Source organism: Streptomyces prunicolor (genome assembly GCF_045162825.1).
GTDB lineage: Bacteria > Actinomycetota > Actinomycetes > Streptomycetales > Streptomycetaceae > Streptomyces > Streptomyces prunicolor.
Genome location: NZ_CP108676.1, coordinates 1746786 through 1764338 on the forward strand (window position 1 = coordinate 1746786; position 17553 = coordinate 1764338).

At 69.8% G+C, this 17553-nt stretch carries 12 protein-coding genes; 3 read left to right on the forward strand and 9 right to left on the reverse strand.

The features are described 5' to 3' along the window. Positions 1-14: 14 nt before the first annotated feature. The 8 genes from OG588_RS07810 to OG588_RS07845 all read right to left on the reverse strand — a co-directional run bounded on the left by OG588_RS07810 (position 15) and on the right by OG588_RS07845 (position 10013). Positions 15-2561 (reverse strand): ATP-binding protein, encoded by a 2547-nt coding sequence (locus OG588_RS07810; RefSeq protein WP_405946659.1) that lies wholly within the window; start codon positions 2559-2561, stop codon positions 15-17. 1 nt (position 2562) lies between these two features. Further along, complete coding sequence (locus tag OG588_RS07815; protein WP_405946660.1) at positions 2563-3246, reverse strand: response regulator; 684 nt, start codon at positions 3244-3246, stop codon at positions 2563-2565. A gap of 100 nt (positions 3247-3346) precedes the next feature. Further along, positions 3347-4015, reverse strand: coding sequence for a potassium-transporting ATPase subunit C (locus OG588_RS07820; protein ID WP_405946661.1), 669 nt, complete (start codon positions 4013-4015; stop codon positions 3347-3349). 6 nt (positions 4016-4021) lie between these two features. Continuing rightward, entirely contained in the window at positions 4022-6118 is a 2097-nt protein-coding gene (kdpB, locus tag OG588_RS07825) for a potassium-transporting ATPase subunit KdpB (protein WP_405946662.1), read from the reverse strand. Positions 6119-6174: 56 nt separating this feature from the next. Further along, positions 6175-7839 carry a potassium-transporting ATPase subunit KdpA gene (kdpA, locus tag OG588_RS07830; RefSeq protein WP_405946663.1) on the reverse strand — a complete coding sequence of 555 codons (1665 nt, stop codon included), beginning with the start codon at positions 7837-7839 and terminating at the stop codon, positions 6175-6177. A gap of 7 nt (positions 7840-7846) precedes the next feature. Further along, entirely contained in the window at positions 7847-7936 is a 90-nt protein-coding gene (gene kdpF / locus OG588_RS07835) for a K(+)-transporting ATPase subunit F (RefSeq protein ID WP_016434100.1), read from the reverse strand. Next, entirely contained in the window at positions 7933-8118 is a 186-nt protein-coding gene (locus tag OG588_RS07840; protein WP_405946664.1) for a hypothetical protein, read from the reverse strand. Before OG588_RS07840 ends, kdpF begins: the two co-directional genes overlap by 4 nt. Before the next feature lie 62 nt (positions 8119-8180). After that, positions 8181-10013 (reverse strand): APC family permease, encoded by a 1833-nt coding sequence (locus OG588_RS07845; protein WP_405946665.1) that lies wholly within the window; start codon positions 10011-10013, stop codon positions 8181-8183. A gap of 260 nt (positions 10014-10273) precedes the next feature. On the opposite strand from OG588_RS07845, the gene OG588_RS07850 reads away from it, so the two are divergent. Further along, on the forward strand, positions 10274-10789 hold the full coding sequence (locus OG588_RS07850; RefSeq protein ID WP_405946666.1) for a hypothetical protein: 516 nt from the start codon (positions 10274-10276) through the stop codon (positions 10787-10789). Here the strand turns inward: OG588_RS07850 and OG588_RS07855 are convergent. After that, positions 10767-13280 (reverse strand): ATP-binding protein, encoded by a 2514-nt coding sequence (locus tag OG588_RS07855; protein WP_405946667.1) that lies wholly within the window; start codon positions 13278-13280, stop codon positions 10767-10769. The genes OG588_RS07850 and OG588_RS07855 overlap by 23 nt on opposite strands. A gap of 183 nt (positions 13281-13463) precedes the next feature. Between OG588_RS07855 and OG588_RS07860 the strand changes: the two genes are divergently transcribed. Both OG588_RS07860 and OG588_RS07865 read left to right on the forward strand, forming a co-directional pair. Beyond that, positions 13464-15038 carry a Na+/H+ antiporter gene (locus tag OG588_RS07860; RefSeq protein WP_405946668.1) on the forward strand — a complete coding sequence of 525 codons (1575 nt, stop codon included), beginning with the start codon at positions 13464-13466 and terminating at the stop codon, positions 15036-15038. Between the two features lie 543 nt (positions 15039-15581). Continuing rightward, positions 15582-17537: an amino acid transporter gene (locus OG588_RS07865; protein WP_405946669.1), complete on the forward strand. Its 1956-nt coding sequence runs from the start codon at positions 15582-15584 to the stop codon at positions 17535-17537. Positions 17538-17553 lie beyond the last annotated feature (16 nt).

Sequence of the window (17553 nt, forward strand, 5' to 3'; positions counted from 1 at the left end):
CCGATTGGCGAACATTACGGAGCGGGACTGTAGGTGGAACCTTCGGCGGGGACAAGGTCCGGGGCGGGGGCGAGCTGGAGGCTGAGCACCATCGTGAGGCCGCCGCCCGGGGTGTCCTCGGCGCTGAGCGTGCCGCCGAGGGCCTCGGTGAAGCCGCGTGCGACCGCGAGGCCGAGGCCCACTCCGGCGCCGCGCGGGGCGTCGCCGTAGCGCTGGAAGGGTTCGAAGATGCGGTTCTTGGCCTCGTCGGGGACGCCGGGGCCGCGGTCGACCACGCGGATCTCGACGCGGTCGGCGATGGCACTCGCCTTGACCAGTACGGGAGTTGCGTCCGGGCTGTACTTGACGGCGTTCTCGACCAGGTTGGCCACAGCGCGTTCCAGGAGCCCGGGGTCCACGGCCACCATCGGCAGGGTCTCGGGGATGTCGAGTTCGACGCTGTCCTCGGGGACCCCGCCGAGCGACATCGGGACGACCTCGTCGAGGTCCACCTCGCGGATGATCGGGGTGACGGTGCCGGTCTGGAGGCGGGACATGTCGAGGAGGTTCCCGACGAGGTTGTCCAGGCGGTCGGCGCCGTCCTCGATGCCTGCCAGCAGCTCCGCCTGGTCCTCGTCCGACCAGGCGACGTCCTCGGAACGGAGGGAGGAGACGGCCGCCTTGATCCCGGCGAGCGGGGTCCGCAGGTCGTGACTCACGGCGGCGAGGAGTGCTGTGCGGATGCGGTTGCCCTCGGCCAACGCCCTTGCCTGGTCGGCCTCTTCGCGGAGGCGGCGGCGGTCCAGGACTACGGCAGCCTGTGCCGCGAAGGCGGCGAGGACGCGGCGGTCCTCGGCGGGCAGGACCCGGCCGGAGAGGGCGAGGGCCATGTGGTCGCCGACCGGTACGTCGACGTCCGCGTCCTCCGGGTTCTGGCAGGGGCGGGGGCCCACGCTGCCCGCGCAGGTCCAGGGTTCGACGTCGCTCGCGCGCTCCAGCAGGGCGGCGGACTCCATGCCGAAGGTCTCCCGGACCCGTTCCAGGAGCGCCTCCAGGCTGGTCTCGCCGCGCAGTACGTTGCCCGCGAGGAAGGAGAGGATCTCCGACTCGGCGCGAAGCCGGGCCGCTTGGTGCGTGCGACGGGCGGCCAGGTCGACCACCGACGCGACCGACACCGCGACGGCCACGAAGATCGCGATGGCCACGATGTTCTTGGGGTCGGCGATGGTGAAGGTGTGCACGGGCGGGGTGAAGTACCAGTTCAGGAGCAGCGATCCGACCGCCGCCGAGGCCAGTGCGGGGAAGAGTCCGCCGAGCAGGGCCGCCGCCACGGTGAGGGACAGGTACAGCAACATGTCGTTGGCCAGGCCGACTTCGGGGGCGACACCGCTCAACAGCCAGGTCAGCAGCAGGGGCCCGCCGATTCCGGCCAGCCAGCCCCAGACGATGCGGGCCCGCCCGAGCCGCGTGCCCCGGTTCACGGGCAGTCCGCGTCCCTTGCCCGCCTCGTCGTGGGTGATGAGGTGGACGTCGAGATCGGGGCCCGAGTCCCGGGCGACCGTAGAGCCGACGCCGGGCCCGAAGACGTACTGCCAGCCCTTGCGGCGGGAGACGCCGAGGACGATCTGGGTGGCGTTCACTCCGCGCGCGAAGTCCAGCAGGGCCACCGGGATGTCCTCGCCCACGACTTGGTGGAAGGTGCCGCCCAAGTCCTCGACCAGGGTGCGCTGTTGCGCCAGTTCCTTCGGGGACGCGGAGGTCAGGCCGTCGCTGCGGGAGATGTAGACCGCCAACACCTCACCGCCCGCGCCCTTTTCGGCAAGGCGCGCGGCCCGGCGGATGAGCGTGCGTCCTTCCGGACCGCCGGTGAGGCCGACGACGATCCGCTCGCGCGAGCCCCAGATCGCCGAGACGCGGTGTTCGCTGCGGTACTCCTGGAGGTAGGCGTCGACCCGGTCGGCGAGCCAGAGCAGCGCCAACTCCCGCAGGGCGGTGAGGTTTCCGGGCCGGAAGTAGTTCGACAGAGCCGCGTCGACCTTGTCCGGCTTGTAGATGTTGCCGTGGGCCATCCGGCGCCGTAGCGCGGGCGGTGACATGTCGACGAGTTCGATCTGGTCGGCGCGACGGACGACCTCGTCCGGGACGGTCTCCTGTTGCCGTACTCCGGTGATGGACTCGACGATGTCGCCCAGGGATTCCAGGTGTTGGATGTTGACGGTCGAGATCACGTCGATGCCCGCGGCGAGGAGTTCCTCGATGTCCTGCCAGCGCTTGGTGTTGCGGGAGCCGGGGATGTTGGTGTGCGGCAGTTCGTCGACGAGGGCGACTTCGGGGTGGCGGGCGAGGACCGCGTCGACGTCCATCTCGGTGAACTGCGTTTCCCTGTAGGCGAGTTCGCGGCGCGGGATCTCCTCCAGGCCGTGCAGCATCACCTCGGTGCGCGGCCTGTTGTGGTGTTCCACGAAGGCGACCACGCAGTCCGTGCCGCGCTCGATTCGGCGGTGTGCCTCGGACAGCATCGCGTACGTCTTGCCGACGCCCGGTGCCGCGCCGAGGTAGATCCGGAGCTTGCCGCGTCCCATGTCATCCTTCGAAGCGGTAGCCCATGCCGGGCTCGGTGATCAGATAGCGGGGGCTCGACGGGTCCCCCTCCAACTTCCGGCGCAACTGGGCCATGTAGACCCGGAGGTAGTTGGTCTTGTTGCTCTGGGACACCCCCCACACCTCCTGCAACAGGTACTTCTGTGTGACGAGGCGGCCCGGGTTGCTGATGAGGATCTCCAGCAGATGCCACTCAGTGGGGGTGAGCCGGATGTCGTGGCCGCCGCGGGTGGCGCGCTTGGCGAGCAGGTCGATGGTGAAGTCGTCGGTGGTGACCAGGGTGGTCGTCGGGGCGAGCGGCACGTCCTCCACGCGGCGGACCGCGGCCCGTAGCCGGGCGAGGAGTTCGTCCATGCTGAACGGCTTGGTGATGTAGTCGTCGGCGCCCGCGTCGAGCGCGGCGACCTTCTCGTCGGAGGCCTGCCGGGCCGACAGCACCAGGATCGGGACCCGGGTCCAGCCGCGCAGCGCCTTGATGACGTCGACGCCGTCCATGTCGGGCAGTCCGAGGTCGAGCATCACGACGTCCGGCTGTCGCGCGGCCGCGAGCCGGAGCGCGGTGGCTCCGTCGGGGGCCGCGTCGACGCCGTAATGGCGGGCCTGCATGTTGATCACGAGGGCCCGTACGAGCTGCGGGTCGTCCTCGACCACCAGCACCCGTGTCATGGGGGTGTGCCTTTCGTGTGGTCCCTGGCATGGCGGCGGGAGTCGGCGGCGCCGGGACCTCTCCCGGGCCGCCGACTCCCCTGCCGGTCGTGTAACGCCATCAGCTCTTCGTCACAAGGGACTTGAGCGCGATGTTGAGCTCCAGCACGTTCACGGTGGGCTCGCCGATGAAGCCGAGGGTGCGGCCGTCGGTGTGCTCGTCGACCAGCTTCTGCACCTGGGCGACGGACACGCCGTTCTTCTCGGCGATGCGGTGGACCTGGAGGTCCGCGTACGCCGGGGAGATGTCCGGGTCGAGTCCGGAGCCGGAGGACGTCACCGCGTCGGCGGGCACCTGGGACGCCTTGACCGTGTAGCCGGGCACCGAGTTGTCCTTGATGACGGCGGCCTTGGCATCCTTCACCTGCTGGAGGAGGACCTTGCTGTCGGCGGAGAGGTTGGTGGCGCCGGACAGGATCAACGAGTACTGCGTGTTGACGCTGTTGGTGCCGAGACCGTTCTGCGGGCGGCCCTGGAACCACTTCAGATCCGGGTCCGGGGTCTCCTGCCCCTTCTTCAACGGCAGGTTGTACGACTGCCCGATGAGGGACGAGCCGACGACCTTGCCGTCCGCCTTGATCTCCGAGCCGTTCGCCTTGCCGGGGAAGATCCCCTGAGCGATGCCGGTGACGACCAACGGGTAGATGACACCGGTCACCAGGGTCAGCACGAGCAGGGCGCGCAGGCCCGCCCAGAGCAACCGGGCTGTGTTGGATACCGAGTTGTTCATAACTGGTCAGCCGATTCCGGGGATGAGGGAGATGAGCAGGTCGATGATCTTGATGCCGATGAAGGGCGCGATCAGCCCGCCGATGCCGTAGATCGTCAGGTTGCGCCGCAGCATCTTGTCGGCGCTGACCGGCCGGTACTGCACACCCCGCAGGGAGAGCGGCACAAGCGCGATGATGACCAGCGCGTTGAAGATGACCGCCGACAGGATGGCGGAGTCCGGCGAGGACAGGCCCATCACGTTGAGCTTGTCCAGGCCCGGGTAGACGGCCGCGAACAGCGCCGGGATGATCGCGAAGTACTTCGCGACGTCGTTGGCGATCGAGAACGTCGTCAACGCGCCCCGGGTGATGAGGAGTTGTTTGCCGATCTCGACGATCTCGATGAGCTTGGTCGGGTTCGAGTCGAGGTCGACCATGTTGCCGGCCTCCTTCGCGGCCGACGTGCCGGTGTTCATCGCGACGCCGACGTCCGCCTGGGCCAGCGCGGGCGCGTCGTTCGTACCGTCACCGGTCATCGCGACCAGCTTGCCGCCTGCCTGCTCCCGCTTGATGAGGGCCATCTTGTCCTCGGGAGTGGCCTCCGCGAGGAAGTCGTCGACGCCCGCCTCCTCGGCGATCGCCTTGGCGGTCAGCGGGTTGTCACCCGTGATCATGACCGTCTTGATGCCCATGCGGCGCAGCTCGTCGAACCGCTCGCGCATACCCGCCTTGACGACGTCCTTGAGGTGGATGACGCCCAACACCCGTGCGCCGTCGGTGTCTTCGACCGCCACGAGCAGCGGGGTGCCGCCGGCCGCGGAGATCCGGTCGGTGAGCGCGCCGGCGTCCTCGGACACCTCGCCGCCCCGCTCGCGGACCCAGGTGACGACCGAACCGGCCGCGCCCTTGCGGATCTTGCGCCCGTCCACGTCCACGCCGGACATGCGGGTCTGCGCGGTGAAGGCGATCCACTCGGCGTGGGCCAACTCGCCCTGGTGGCGCTCCCGCAGACCGTACTTCTCCTTCGCCAGGACGACGATGGAACGGCCCTCGGGCGTCTCGTCGGCCAGCGAGGAGAGCTGGGCGGCGTCCGCCAGCTCGGCCTCGGTGGTACCGGTCACCGGCACGAACTCCGAGGCCTGCCGGTTGCCGAGCGTGATGGTGCCGGTCTTGTCGAGCAGCAGCGTCGAGACGTCACCGGCGGCCTCAACTGCCCTGCCGGACATGGCCAGTACGTTCCTCTGCACCAGCCGGTCCATGCCCGCGATGCCGATCGCGGACAGGAGCGCGCCGATCGTGGTCGGGATGAGGCAGACCAGGAGGGCCACCAGCACGATCATTGTGAGGTGGGTGCCCGCGTAGTCCGCGAACGGCGGCAGCGTGGCACAGGCGAGCAGGAAGACGATGGTGAGGGACGCCAACAGGATGTTCAGGGCGATCTCGTTCGGCGTCTTCTGCCGGGCGGCGCCCTCGACCAGGGCGATCATCCGGTCGATGAAGGTCTCGCCGGGCTTCGTCGTGATCTTGATGACGATGCGGTCGGAGAGGACCTTCGTACCGCCGGTGACGGCCGAGCGGTCACCGCCGGACTCACGGATGACGGGCGCGGACTCACCGGTGATAGCCGACTCGTCGACACTCGCGACGCCTTCTACGACATCGCCGTCGCCGGGGATGATGTCGCCTGCCTCGCACACCACCAGGTCGCCGATGCGGAGTTCGGTGCCGGGGACCTGCTCCTCGACGGTGCCGTTGAGCCGCCGGGCCACCGTGTCGGTCTTGGCCTTGCGCAGGGTGTCGGCCTGCGCCTTGCCGCGGCCCTCGGCGACGGCCTCCGCCAGGTTGGCGAAGATGACGGTCAGCCACAGCCAGGCGCTGATCGCCCAGCCGAACCAGTCGCCCGGGTCCTTGAAGGAGAAGATCGTGGTCAGCACGGACCCGATCCACACCACGAACATCACGGGCGACTTGACCATCACGCGCGGGTCGAGCTTGCGGCAGGCGTCGGGCAGGGACTTGATCAGCTGCTTCGGGTCGAACAGGCCCGCGCCGACCCGTCCCTCGTCCTTGTGACCGGTCGGCACATCGCTGTGCGGCGCCCGGGTCGGAGTGGCAGTGGACATCGAGTCCTCTTGGTTTTCTTGGTGTTCTTGGTTTTCTTGGTTGTCTACGCGGGTGGTCATGACGCCAGCCCCTCGGCCAGCGGGCCCAGCGCCAGCGCCGGGAAGTAGGTCAGACCGGTGATGATGAGGATCGCGCCCACCAACAGGCCGGTGAACAGCGGCTTTTCGGTGCGCAGGGTGCCTGCCGTGACCGGCACCGGCTTCTGCTCGGCGAGCGAACCGGCCAGGGCCAGCACGAACACCATCGGCAGGAAGCGGCCGAGCACCATCGCGAGCCCGAGCATCGTGTTGTACCAGTCGGTGTTCGCGTTCAGACCGGCGAACGCGGAGCCGTTGTTGTTGGCGGCGGAGGTGAAGGCGTACAGCACCTCGGAGAAGCCGTGCGCGCCGGAGTTCAGCATCGAGTGCGGCGGGGTCGGCAGCGCCATGGAGGCGGCCGCGAAGATCAGCACCAGGGCCGGGGTGATCAGGATGTAGCAGGCCGCGAGCTTCATCTCGCGGGTGCCGATCTTCTTCCCCAGGTACTCGGGTGTACGACCGACCATCAGTCCGGCGATGAACACCGCGATGACCGCCATGATCAGCATTCCGTACAGCCCGGAGCCGGTACCACCGGGTGCGATCTCGCCCAACTGCATGCCCAGGATGGTGATACCGCCGCCGAGACCGGTGAACGAGGAGTGGAAGGAGTCCACCGCACCCGTCGAGGTCAGCGTGGTCGACACCGCGAAGATCGAGGAGGCCCCGACACCGATCCGGGTCTCCTTGCCCTCCATCGCACCGCCGGCGGCCTGGAGCGCCGCGCCGTGGTGGGCGAACTCGGTCCACATCATCAGGGCGACGAAGCCGACCCAGATGGTGGCCATGGTGGCGAGGATCGCGTAGCCCTGCTTGATGGAGCCGACCATCACGCCGAAGGTGCGGGTCAGCGCGAACGGGATGACCAGCAGCAGGAAGATCTCGAAGAGGTTGGTGAAGGGCGTCGGGTTCTCGAAGGGATGGGCGGAGTTGGCGTTGAAGTAACCGCCACCGTTCGTGCCGACCTCCTTGATGGCCTCCTGCGAGGCGACCGCGCCGCCGTTCCACTGCTGGTGGCCCCCCATGAACTGCCCGACCTCATGGATGCCGGAGAAGTTCTGGATGGCGCCGCAGGCGACGAGTACGAGCGCGGCGACGACCGAGAGCGGCACCAGGATGCGGATGACGCCACGCACCAAGTCGGCCCAGAAGTTGCCGAGTTCACCGGTGCGCGAACGCGCGAAGCCGCGTACGAGAGCGACCGCGACGGCGATGCCGACGGCCGCGGAGACGAAGTTCTGCACGGCGAGCCCGGCGGTCTGCACGACGTGACCCATGGTCTGCTCGCCGTAGTACGACTGCCAGTTGGTGTTCGTCACGAAGGACACGGCCGTGTTGAACGACTGCGCCGGGTTGACCGAGGAGAAGCCCAGCGAGCCGGGCAGGATGCCCTGGATCCGCTGGAGCAGGTAGAGGAAGAGGACGCCGACCGCCGAGAAGGCGAGCACGCCGCGCAGGTACGCGGGCCAGCGCATCTCGGTGTTCGGGTCGGCACCGATGCCCTTGTAGATCCACTTCTCGACCCGCAGGTGCTTGTCGGAGGAGTAGACCTTGGCCATGTAGTTGCCGAGCGGGACGTAGGCGAGCGCCAGCGCCGCTATGAGCGCGATCAGCTGAAGCACACCGGCAAGGACGGGACCCATATCGCTCTCAGAACCTCTCCGGGAAGATCAGGGCGAGGACGAGATAGCCCAGCAGGGCGACGGCCACGACGAGGCCGACGATGTTCTCGGCGGTCACAGCTTCGTCACCCCCTTGGCGACGAGGGCCACCAACGCGAAGACCGCGATCGTGGTGACGACGAAGGCCAGATCGGCCATCGTGAGCTCCTGGAATGAGGTGCGAATGGAACGGACGCTTAGAGGTAACCGCGCCCGTGACCGGATATGGCCGCCGTTGACGGGTCCCTTACGGCGATGCATACGCCCTTGACGCGACTCTTACGGCGGGGCCGCGAACCGGGCGCGCGCACCGCGCCCGGGGATCAGAACAGCCGGAACCGCAGCCGGCAGATCACCGCGTCCGTGTCCCGCCTTACGGCATGGGCGACCACGGCCCCCCGCTGGTTCTGGAGCAGCCGCTGCCACAGCCGTACGGGCTCCACCTCCGCGATCAGGACGGTGACCCGGGTGTCCGGTTCCGTCGCCGAGACGTCCCGTACGTAGGCGGCGATGGGGCGACCCAACGAACGGCGCTCGCAGGCGAGTTGGACCAGGGGGACGCCGGGGTCCCATTGGGCCCAGGCGCGTTCCAGGGCGTGCAGGTTGGCGCGGTCCTCGGGGTCCGGGTAGCAGACCGTGACCGCGCGGACCTCGTCGCCGAGGGAGGCCGCGGCCGTCAGCGCCTCGGAGGTGAGCCGGGAGAGGGACGAGACCGGCACGATCACCACCGACCGGTCGCGGTGCGGGTGTTCGGGGATGCGGCCGAGGCCGAGCCGTTCGCCGATGTGCGCGTACGCGCGGTGCACGGTCTCGAAGGCGAGCACGAGCAGCGGCAGGGTGATCACGATCAGCCAGGCGCCGTCGTCGAACTTGCTCGCGGTGACGACGACCGTCGCGACGCCGGTGAGAACCGCGCCGAAGCCGTTCAGCAGGGCTTTTCCGCGCCACCCGGTGCCGCGTTCGCCGCGCCAGTGCCGGACCATGCCCACCTGGGCGACGGTGAAGCCGACGAAGACACCGATCGCGAAGAGCGGCACGAGGGTGTTGGTGTCGCCGCCGGAGAACACCAGCAGGGCCGCCGAGACCGCGGCCAGCGCGAGCACCCCGTGCCGGTGCACCTGGCGGTCGGCCTTGAGGGCGAAGACGTGCGGGAGGTAGTTGTCGCGGGCCAGCAGCTTCAGCAGGACCGGCAGCCCGCCGAACGACGTGTTCGCGGACAGGGCGAGCAGGATCATCGTCGCGAACTGGATGACGTAGAAAGCCCAGTTGTGGCCGAGGGAGGCGTCCGCGAGCTGGGCGAGGACGGTGACTCCCTGGACCGGCTGGAGGTGGAAGCGGGAGATCAGCACCGACAGGCCGATCAGCATCACGCCGAGCACCGCGCCGAGGGCGACCTCCGCGCGCTGGGCCCGTTTCACGCGGGGTGCGCGGAAGGAGGGCACGGCGTTGGCGATGGCCTCGACTCCGGTGAGGGCGCTGCATCCGGAGGCGAAGGCTTTCAGCAGGAGCAGTACGCCGACGCTTGTGGCGTTGTCGGTCATCACGGAAGCGCTGTTGACTCGGTTCACAGGTGCATCGCGAAACAGGCCGACCACAATGAGGACGAAGATCGAACCGATGAACACCACCGTCGGCACGATGAACACCCGTGCCGACTCGGCGATCCCGCGCAGGTTCACAGCTGTGAGCAGAGTCAACACGGCCAGACAGAGCCACAGCCGTTCACCGTAGAGCGACGGGAAAGCGGAGGTGAGCGCCGCGACTCCGGCAGTCACGGCGACCGCGACGTTCAGTACGTAGTCCAGCACCAGCGAGCCCGCCGCCACCAGGCTCGTCCGCGCACCCAGGTGGGTCTTCGCCACGGCGTAGGAGCCGCCGCCGTCCGGGAAGGCCGCGATGACCTGCCGGTACGACGCGACGAGCACCGCGAGCAGGGCGGCGATGGCGAGCGTGACCGGCAGCGTGAAGCCGAGCCCGTGCGCACCGGCGGCGGCCAGGACGAGGACGATCGCCTCGGGTCCGTACGCGACCGACGCCATGGCGTCCAGGGAGAGGGCGGCGAACCCGGCGAGGGCGGTGAGCCGGTGGCGTTCGCCGGTATCCGGGGGCTCCTCGTCGGCCGGTGTCTCACCCGGCTGGACAGTCAGAACGGTCATGCTGATGGCTCCTTCACGTACGGACGCGCGGTGACGGGAACGCGCGGGTGCGCTTCAGGTTCTGTCCCACCGCCGCCGGTTTCCCCTTCTCCTTGCGGCTTCTTCGCGCCGAACACGCGTTCCTTGACGCGAACTTGACGACGATGTGACCTGCGCGACCCGCCCTCCCCCGCTGCGGCGGCGTCAAGAAACGCGGGCCGCCCGTCAGAGTCGCGTCAAGGCCCGGCCGCCGTACGCCCGGAGTCCCTACCGTCGCCACCATGGGACGCCCCGACGACGCACACGCGCACGACCGGCGGTGGGCGCGGGACCTGCGCGACACGTTCCGCTGCGCGGGCGCGCTGCTCGGACTCCTGCTGCTCGTCGACCACTTCAGCGGGCGCTTCACGCTGTGGCGCGGCGCGCTCTGGCTCGCCCTCGCCGTACTGCTCTTCGTGGTGCTGTACCCGGCCCGGGTCCGGGCGGGCGAGGGCTGGCTGTCCGCACGCGGGCTACTGCGCGAACGACGCGTCCGCACGGACCGGCTGGTCTCCGTGCGCTGCCTGGACGGAGTCTCTCAACGGCTGGTGCTGCGGGACGAGTTGGGCAACCGGGTCGAGATCGACCCCGATGTGCTGGTGCACAACCCCGACCTGTGGCACCGCGTCTCCGAGGACTCCCGCCGGTCCATCGCCACCGGCACCCTCACCTGCGGGGCGACCGCACTGCGCCGCGTCGCGGAACGCGTCGAACGCGAGACCGCGGAGACCGTGTTCAAGGTGTCCGGCCTGGAGTAGCCACCGCTGTCGAGGCTGACGGGTCCGCCCATTCGGCCAGCGGAAGGGACACGACCATGGTCAGGCCGCCGCCCGGAGTGTCCTCGGGAGTGAGCGTCCCGTTCATCGCCTCGGTGAGCCCGCGCGCGAGCGCGAGACCCAGCCCGAGCCCGGTGGTGTTGTCCGTGTCGCCGAGCCGCTGAAAGGGCTCGAAGAGCCGCTCACGACCGGTAGTCGGCAACCCAGGCCCTCGATCCACGACCCTCAACTCCACCCGCCCGCCCAACGCACTGGCGGTGACCATGACCCGCCGCCCGGCCGGGGTGTGCCGGGCGGCGTTGCCGGCCAGGTTGGCGATCACGCGCTCCAGGAGCGGCGGATCCACGAGCACCGGCGGAATCGACTCCACGTCCCGCAGATCCACATCGGGCACGTCCGCGAGCGCCATCGGCAGCACCTCCTCCAGGCTCGTGGCCCGCAGATTCAGCGGGAGGACACCCGCCTCAAGCCGGCTCAGGTCGAGGAGGTTCTCCAGCAGCCGGTTCAGCTTGGCCATGGACTCGTCGGCGGTGGCGAGGAGTTCGTCCCGGTCCTCGTCCGAGAACTCCACATCCCGCCCGCGCAACGAGGTCACCGCCGCCCACCCCGCCGCGAGCGGCGTCCGCAGATCGTGCCCTACGGCCCGCAGCAGCGCGGTACGCAAGCGGTCGGCGGCCTTCACCGGCTCGATCTCGGCTGCCGCTTCGGCGAGTTGGGCCCGTTCGACGGCGGAACCGACGTGCGCGGCGAAGGCGGCGAGCACCCGCCGTTCCGAGGAGGACAGGGTGCGCCCGCGCAGCACGAGGAAGGCGCCGGGACCCGCGGGGACGGTCGTGACCCCGCTGCCGACTTCGTGGTCCGGTGGCTGGTCGACGAGTTCGGCCGAGTCGGTGCCGAAGGTCTCGCGCGTTCGCTCCAGCAGCGCCGGGATGGTCTGGCCGCCGCGCACGATGCTGCCCGCGAGGGAGGACATGGTCTCCGCCTCGGCGGTGGCACGCGCCGAACGCCGGGACAGCCGTAGCGAACGGTCGACGACGGCGGCCACGGTCGCCGCCACCACCGTGAACACCCCCAGCGCCAGAAGGGCGTTGGGGTCGTCCAGGGTGAACTGCCCGATGGGCGGGATGAACCAGTAGTTGAGCAGCAGCGAGGCCGTCACCGACGCGATGACGGCCGAGGTGACACCGCCTATGCAGGCGACCCCGACCACGGCGAGCAGGAACAGCAGGGCCTCGCTGGTGAGGTTGACCGTGTCGCGCACCTGGGCGAGACAGACGGTGAGCAGCACCGGCAGCACAAGTCCCGTCACGGGCCCGGCAATCAGCCGTGCAGTCGACAAGGTCCGCCGCCGGGACGGCAGCAGGGTGCCGCGTCCGGCGCGCTCGTGCGTGACTCGATGGACGTCGATGTCGCCGGACAGCTCGGTCACGGTCTCGCCCGTGCCGGGCCCGGTCAGGAACCTCTCCAGGCGACCCCGGCGGCTGGTGCCGAGGACGAGTTGGGTGGCGTTCTCGGTGCGGGCGAACTCGACGAGGGCGGTGGCGACACCGTCGCCGACCACCGAGTGGTAGCTGCCGCCCAGGTCCTCGACAAGCCTGCGCTGCCGGGCCAGCGAGGCGTGCGACACCCCGGCGGCGAGTCCGTCGCTGCGGGCCACGTGCACGGCGAGCAGGTCACCGCCGGCGGACCGGTCGGCGATACGGGCGGCGCGCCGGATGAGTGTGTCGCCCTCGGGGCCGCCGGTGAGCGCGACGACCACCCGTTCCCGGGTCTCCCACACCCCGCCGATCGCGTGCTCGGCACGATACGTGTGCAGGGCCTCGTCGACCCGGTCGGCGACCCACAGCAGCGCCAACTGCCGCAGCGCGGTGAGGTTTCCGGGCCGGAAGTAGTTGGCGAGGGCCGCGTCGATCTTCTCCGGTGTGTAGATGTTGCCGTGCGCCATGCGCCGCCGCAGCCCCTCGGGCGGCATGTCGATCAGCTCGATCTGCTGGGCGCGGCGCACGACGTCGTCGGGCACCGTCTCGTGCTGCGGCACCCCGGTGATCTTCTCGACGACGTCCTTGAGGGAGGCCAGATGCTGCACGTTGACGGCGGTGACGACGTCGATGCCGGCGGCGAGCAGCACGTCGATGTCCTGCCAGCGCTTGGCGTTGCGCCCGCCGCCGGGAACGTTGCTGTGCGCGAACTCGTCGACGACGGCGACCTCCGGGCGGCGCGCGAGCACCGCGGGGAGGTCCATCTCCTCGAAGTACCCACCCCGGTAAGCGCATTGGGCCCGCGCCACGACCTCCAGGCCGTCGAGCATCGCCTCGGTACGCGGACGCCCGTGGCACTCGGCGAAGCCCACCACCACATCGGCGCCCCGGGCGGCCCGGCGCCGGGCCTCGTCGAGCATGCGGTAGGTCTTGCCGACGCCCGGGGCCGCCCCGAGGTAGACCTTGAGCCGTCCGCGTCGCAGTACGTCGTTCATCGCCTCCCAGAGAAGCGCTCCGCAGGCTTCCGGGCAGGCTTCTTGATGCGTCCCTGGCGCCGCCCGCAAGGACGTTGACACTGTCTTGACGGTGCCGGGCCGGGTTAGGGTGAACGCGGTGTGCCGGGAAGTCTGGTCGGCGGGGAGTCCGCATGGGCTCGTCCAAGACCACAAGGGGACGGCATGCGCGGCGTCGGTACGGTTCTGGCACTCGTGGTACTGGCGACGCTGGTCGCGACGTTCGCCCGCCGCTGGCGGATCCCCGCCCCCTCCCTCCTCGTGGTCGCCGGTCTCGCCGTGGCCCTGCTGCCGGGCACCCCGTCGATCGAGATCAGCCCGGACGTGATCGGCCTGGTCGTCCTGCCGCCGCTCCTGTACGCCAGCGCCGAGGACATGTCGTGGCGCGAGCTGAAGGCGGTGTGGAAGCCGGTCGGGATCCTCGCGATCGGCCTGGTCCTCGCGTCGGCGGCGGCAGTCGGCTGGGTCGCCTCCACAGTGACCCCACTCTCCTGGCAGATGGCGCTCGTGCTCGGCGCGGTCCTGGCCAGCACCGACCCGGTCGCCGTCACCGCACTGGGCCGCCGCCTCGCCCTACCGCCCCGGGTCCAGGTCCTGGTCCAGGCGGAGTCCCTGTTCAACGACGCGACCTCATTGGTCCTGTTCCGGGTCGCGGTGAGCGTCGCCGTGGCCTCGGCGGCGGCCAACTGGGGTGCGGCGGGCGGGGAGTTCGTCGTCCTCGCGGGCGGCGGCACGGTCATCGGAGCGGCCGTGGCCTACGTCGTGACACTGATCCGGCGCCGCACCGAGGACCCGGTCCTGGAGACGGTGATCGCCCTGGTCACCCCGTACGCGGCCTACGTCCTGGCAGAGGGCGCCCACACCTCCGGCGTCACCTCGGTAGTGGTCGCCGGGGTCGTCCTCGGCGGTCGCGGCAATCGCCTCACCAACGCCCGCATCCGGCTCCAACTGCACGCGGTCTACGGCACGTTGGTGTTCCTGCTGGAGAGCGTGGTGTTCTCGCTCATCGGCCTTGCCCTGCCCGCGCAGGTGCGGGCGCTGTCCGACGGCGACCGCGCGTGGCCCCTGTACGCGCTCGCGGTGGCGGGCACCCTGATCGCCGTACGACTGCTGTGGCTGGCGCCCCTGTCGGCGGTGGTGCAGCGCAAGGGCGGGGTGCACAGGGTGAATTGGCGGGTGCCGATGGTTCTGACCTGGGCGGGCACCCGGGGTGTCCTCCCACTGGCGGCGGCCCTGTCGATCCCCGAAGTCACCAGGACGGGCGCCACGTTGACCGACCGCCCCCTCGTCCTGGTCCTCACCACGTCGGTCGTGGTCGTCACCCTCGTCGTCCAGGGCTTCACCCTCGCCCCGGTCGTCCGCCGCTCCGGCATCGCCCTGGAACCCGACCACACGGAACGCGAAGAGGCCTCCGCCCGCTGCCGGTTGGCCGACGCGGGCATCCGCCGCCTCGACGAACTCGCCGAGCTGGAGGCCGTACCGGACGTCGTCCTCGACCGCCTCCGCCGCGGCCTCAACGCCCGCCTGGACGACGCCCGCGACCGCCTCGCCGAGTCCAACGGCCACACCTCCCACACGGAGTCGGCCGACCTGGTCTACCGCCAACTCCGCCGCGACCTGATCGCCGTGGAAACGGTCGAACTACAGCGCCTCTACGACGACCACGCCATCAGCGACACGACCCGCAGGCGGCTCCAGCGGTCCTTGGACCTGGAGGAGGCGAGGCTGGCGGACGTGTGACTGCTCAGTGGAGATCGGCGGGCCGCGCCCGCAGCCCGAGAACGGCCGATGTCCCCATCCCGGCCCGCTGCACCCCCCTAGGGGCGCGGGGCTGTATCTGATGTGCGGCTACCGCCGCGCGGGCACGACCAGCCCCAACACCCCCGCCCGCATCCCCATCCCGCCCCCTGCCCCCCTAGGGGCGCGGGGAACTGCGCACCCAGCCACAACGCACCCGCACTCGCCACACAAGAGCACCCCCCGAGCTCCAAGGCGACGAGACACCAGCCCCTCTCAAGCCCCCACCCCCGTAACGCTGGGTATCCACCACCCCCAGCCACCCCCTCCCCACCCCCATACAGCCCAACGCACCCCCAACCAGCACCATCCCCCGCTTCCTGATGCGCCCCCTCCATCAACCCGGCCAGTCTTAACGCAAGATTGACGCCCAAGGCCCCCACATCCATGGGCCCACGCGTCACTCTCCGCTTACGCTGGTGCCGCCGTCCGCGTGATGGCCAGAGACCCCACGCTGACCCGCACCCGCACCTCAGGAGCACGCCGATGGCCACCACCGAACACCCTCCCAGTCGTATGCGCGCCTGGATGCTGGAGGGCCTGGCCGACATGGGCAAGGGCGGCACGCACGCCACGCAGGCCGCACCGGAACCGGAGCAGCACGTCCACCAGGGCCAGCGCTGGTGGCGGGTGATGTGCCTGACCGGCGTCGACTACTTCTCCACCCTCGGCTACCAGCCCGGCATCGCGGCCCTCGCGGCCGGACTCCTCTCCCCGGTCGCGACGATCGTGCTGGTGATCGTCACCCTGGCCGGTGCCCTCCCCGTGTACCGCCGGGTCGCCGAGGAGAGCCCGCACGGTGAAGGCTCCATCGCGATGCTGGAGCGGCTGCTGTCGTTCTGGAAGGGCAAGCTGTTCGTCCTGACCCTGCTCGGGTTCGCGGCGACGGACTTCCTGATCACGATCACCCTGTCGGCGGCGGACGCCTCCACCCACCTGGTGGAGAACCCGCACCTGACGAGCGTGCTGCACGACAAGCAGATGCTGATCACGCTGATCCTGGTGGCCCTGCTCGGCGCGGTGTTCCTCAAGGGCTTCATGGAGGCGATCGGCGTCGCCGTGTACCTGGTGGCGGCCTATCTCAGCCTCAACGTGGTCGTCGTGATCGTCGGCATGTGGCACGTGGCCACCGAGGGACATGTCGTCACCGACTGGACCAGCGCCCTGACCACCGAACACGGCAACGTCTTCGCGATGATCGGCGTGAGCCTGCTGGTCTTCCCCAAACTCGCCCTCGGCCTCTCCGGCTTCGAGACCGGCGTCGCCGTCATGCCGCACGTCGAGGGCGACCCGGACGACACCCACGACAACCCCAAGGGCCGTATCCGCGACACCAAGAAGCTGCTGACGACCGCCGCGCTCATCATGAGCGTGTTCCTGATCGCCACCAGCTTCATCACCACCGTGCTGATCCCGGAGAAGGAGTTCAAGGCGGGCGGCCAGGCAAACGGCCGCGCGCTCGCCTACCTCGCGCACGAGTACCTGGGCAACGCCTTCGGCACGGTCTACGACGTCTCCACCATCGCCATCCTGTGGTTCGCCGGCGCCTCCGCGATGGCCGGCCTGCTCAACCTCATGCCGCGCTACCTGCCCCGCTACGGCATGGCCCCGCACTGGGCCCGCGCGGTCCGCCCGATGGTGATCGTCTTCACGCTGGTCGCGTTCCTGGTCACCTGGATCTTCGACGCCAGCGTCGACGCCCAGGGCGGCGCCTACGCCACCGGCGTCCTGGTCCTGATGTCCTCGGCGGCGATCGCGGTGACCATCGCGGCCCGCCGCGCCCAGCAGCGCAACTGGACCGTCGTCTTCGGCATCGTCTCCGCGGTCCTGCTCTACGTCACGGTCGTGAACGTCATCGAACGCCCCGACGGTGTGAAGATCGGCGCCTGCTTCATCGCCGGCATCATCCTGGTCTCCCTGCTGTCCCGGCTGGCCCGCGCCTTCGAACTCCGCGTGACGAGCGTGCAGTTGGACCCCATGGCGGAACGATTCATCCGCGACGTGGCCAGCCGGAAGATCCGCTTCGTCGCCAACGAGCCCGACCGGCGCGACAAGGCGGAGTACCGGGAGAAGATCGAGCAGATCCGCAACGACAACGACATCCCCGGCGAGGACTTCGTGTTCGTCGAGGTGACGGTCCTCGACGCCTCCGAGTTCGAGGCGGGCCTGACGGTACGCGGCGAGGTCCTGCACGGCCGCTACCGGGTCCTGACCCTGGAGTCGTCCTCCATCCCGAACGCCCTGGCCGCGCTGATGCTCCACGTCCGCGACTCGACGGGCCGCATCCCCCACATGTACTTCGAGTGGACCGAGGGAAACCCGTTCGCCAACTTCCTCCGCTTCTTCCTCTTCGGCCAGGGCGAGGTCGCCCCGGTCACCCGCGAGGTACTCCGCGAGGCAGAACCGGACCGGACACGGCGGCCGCGCGTCCACACGGGCTGACGGCACACCGCGACCG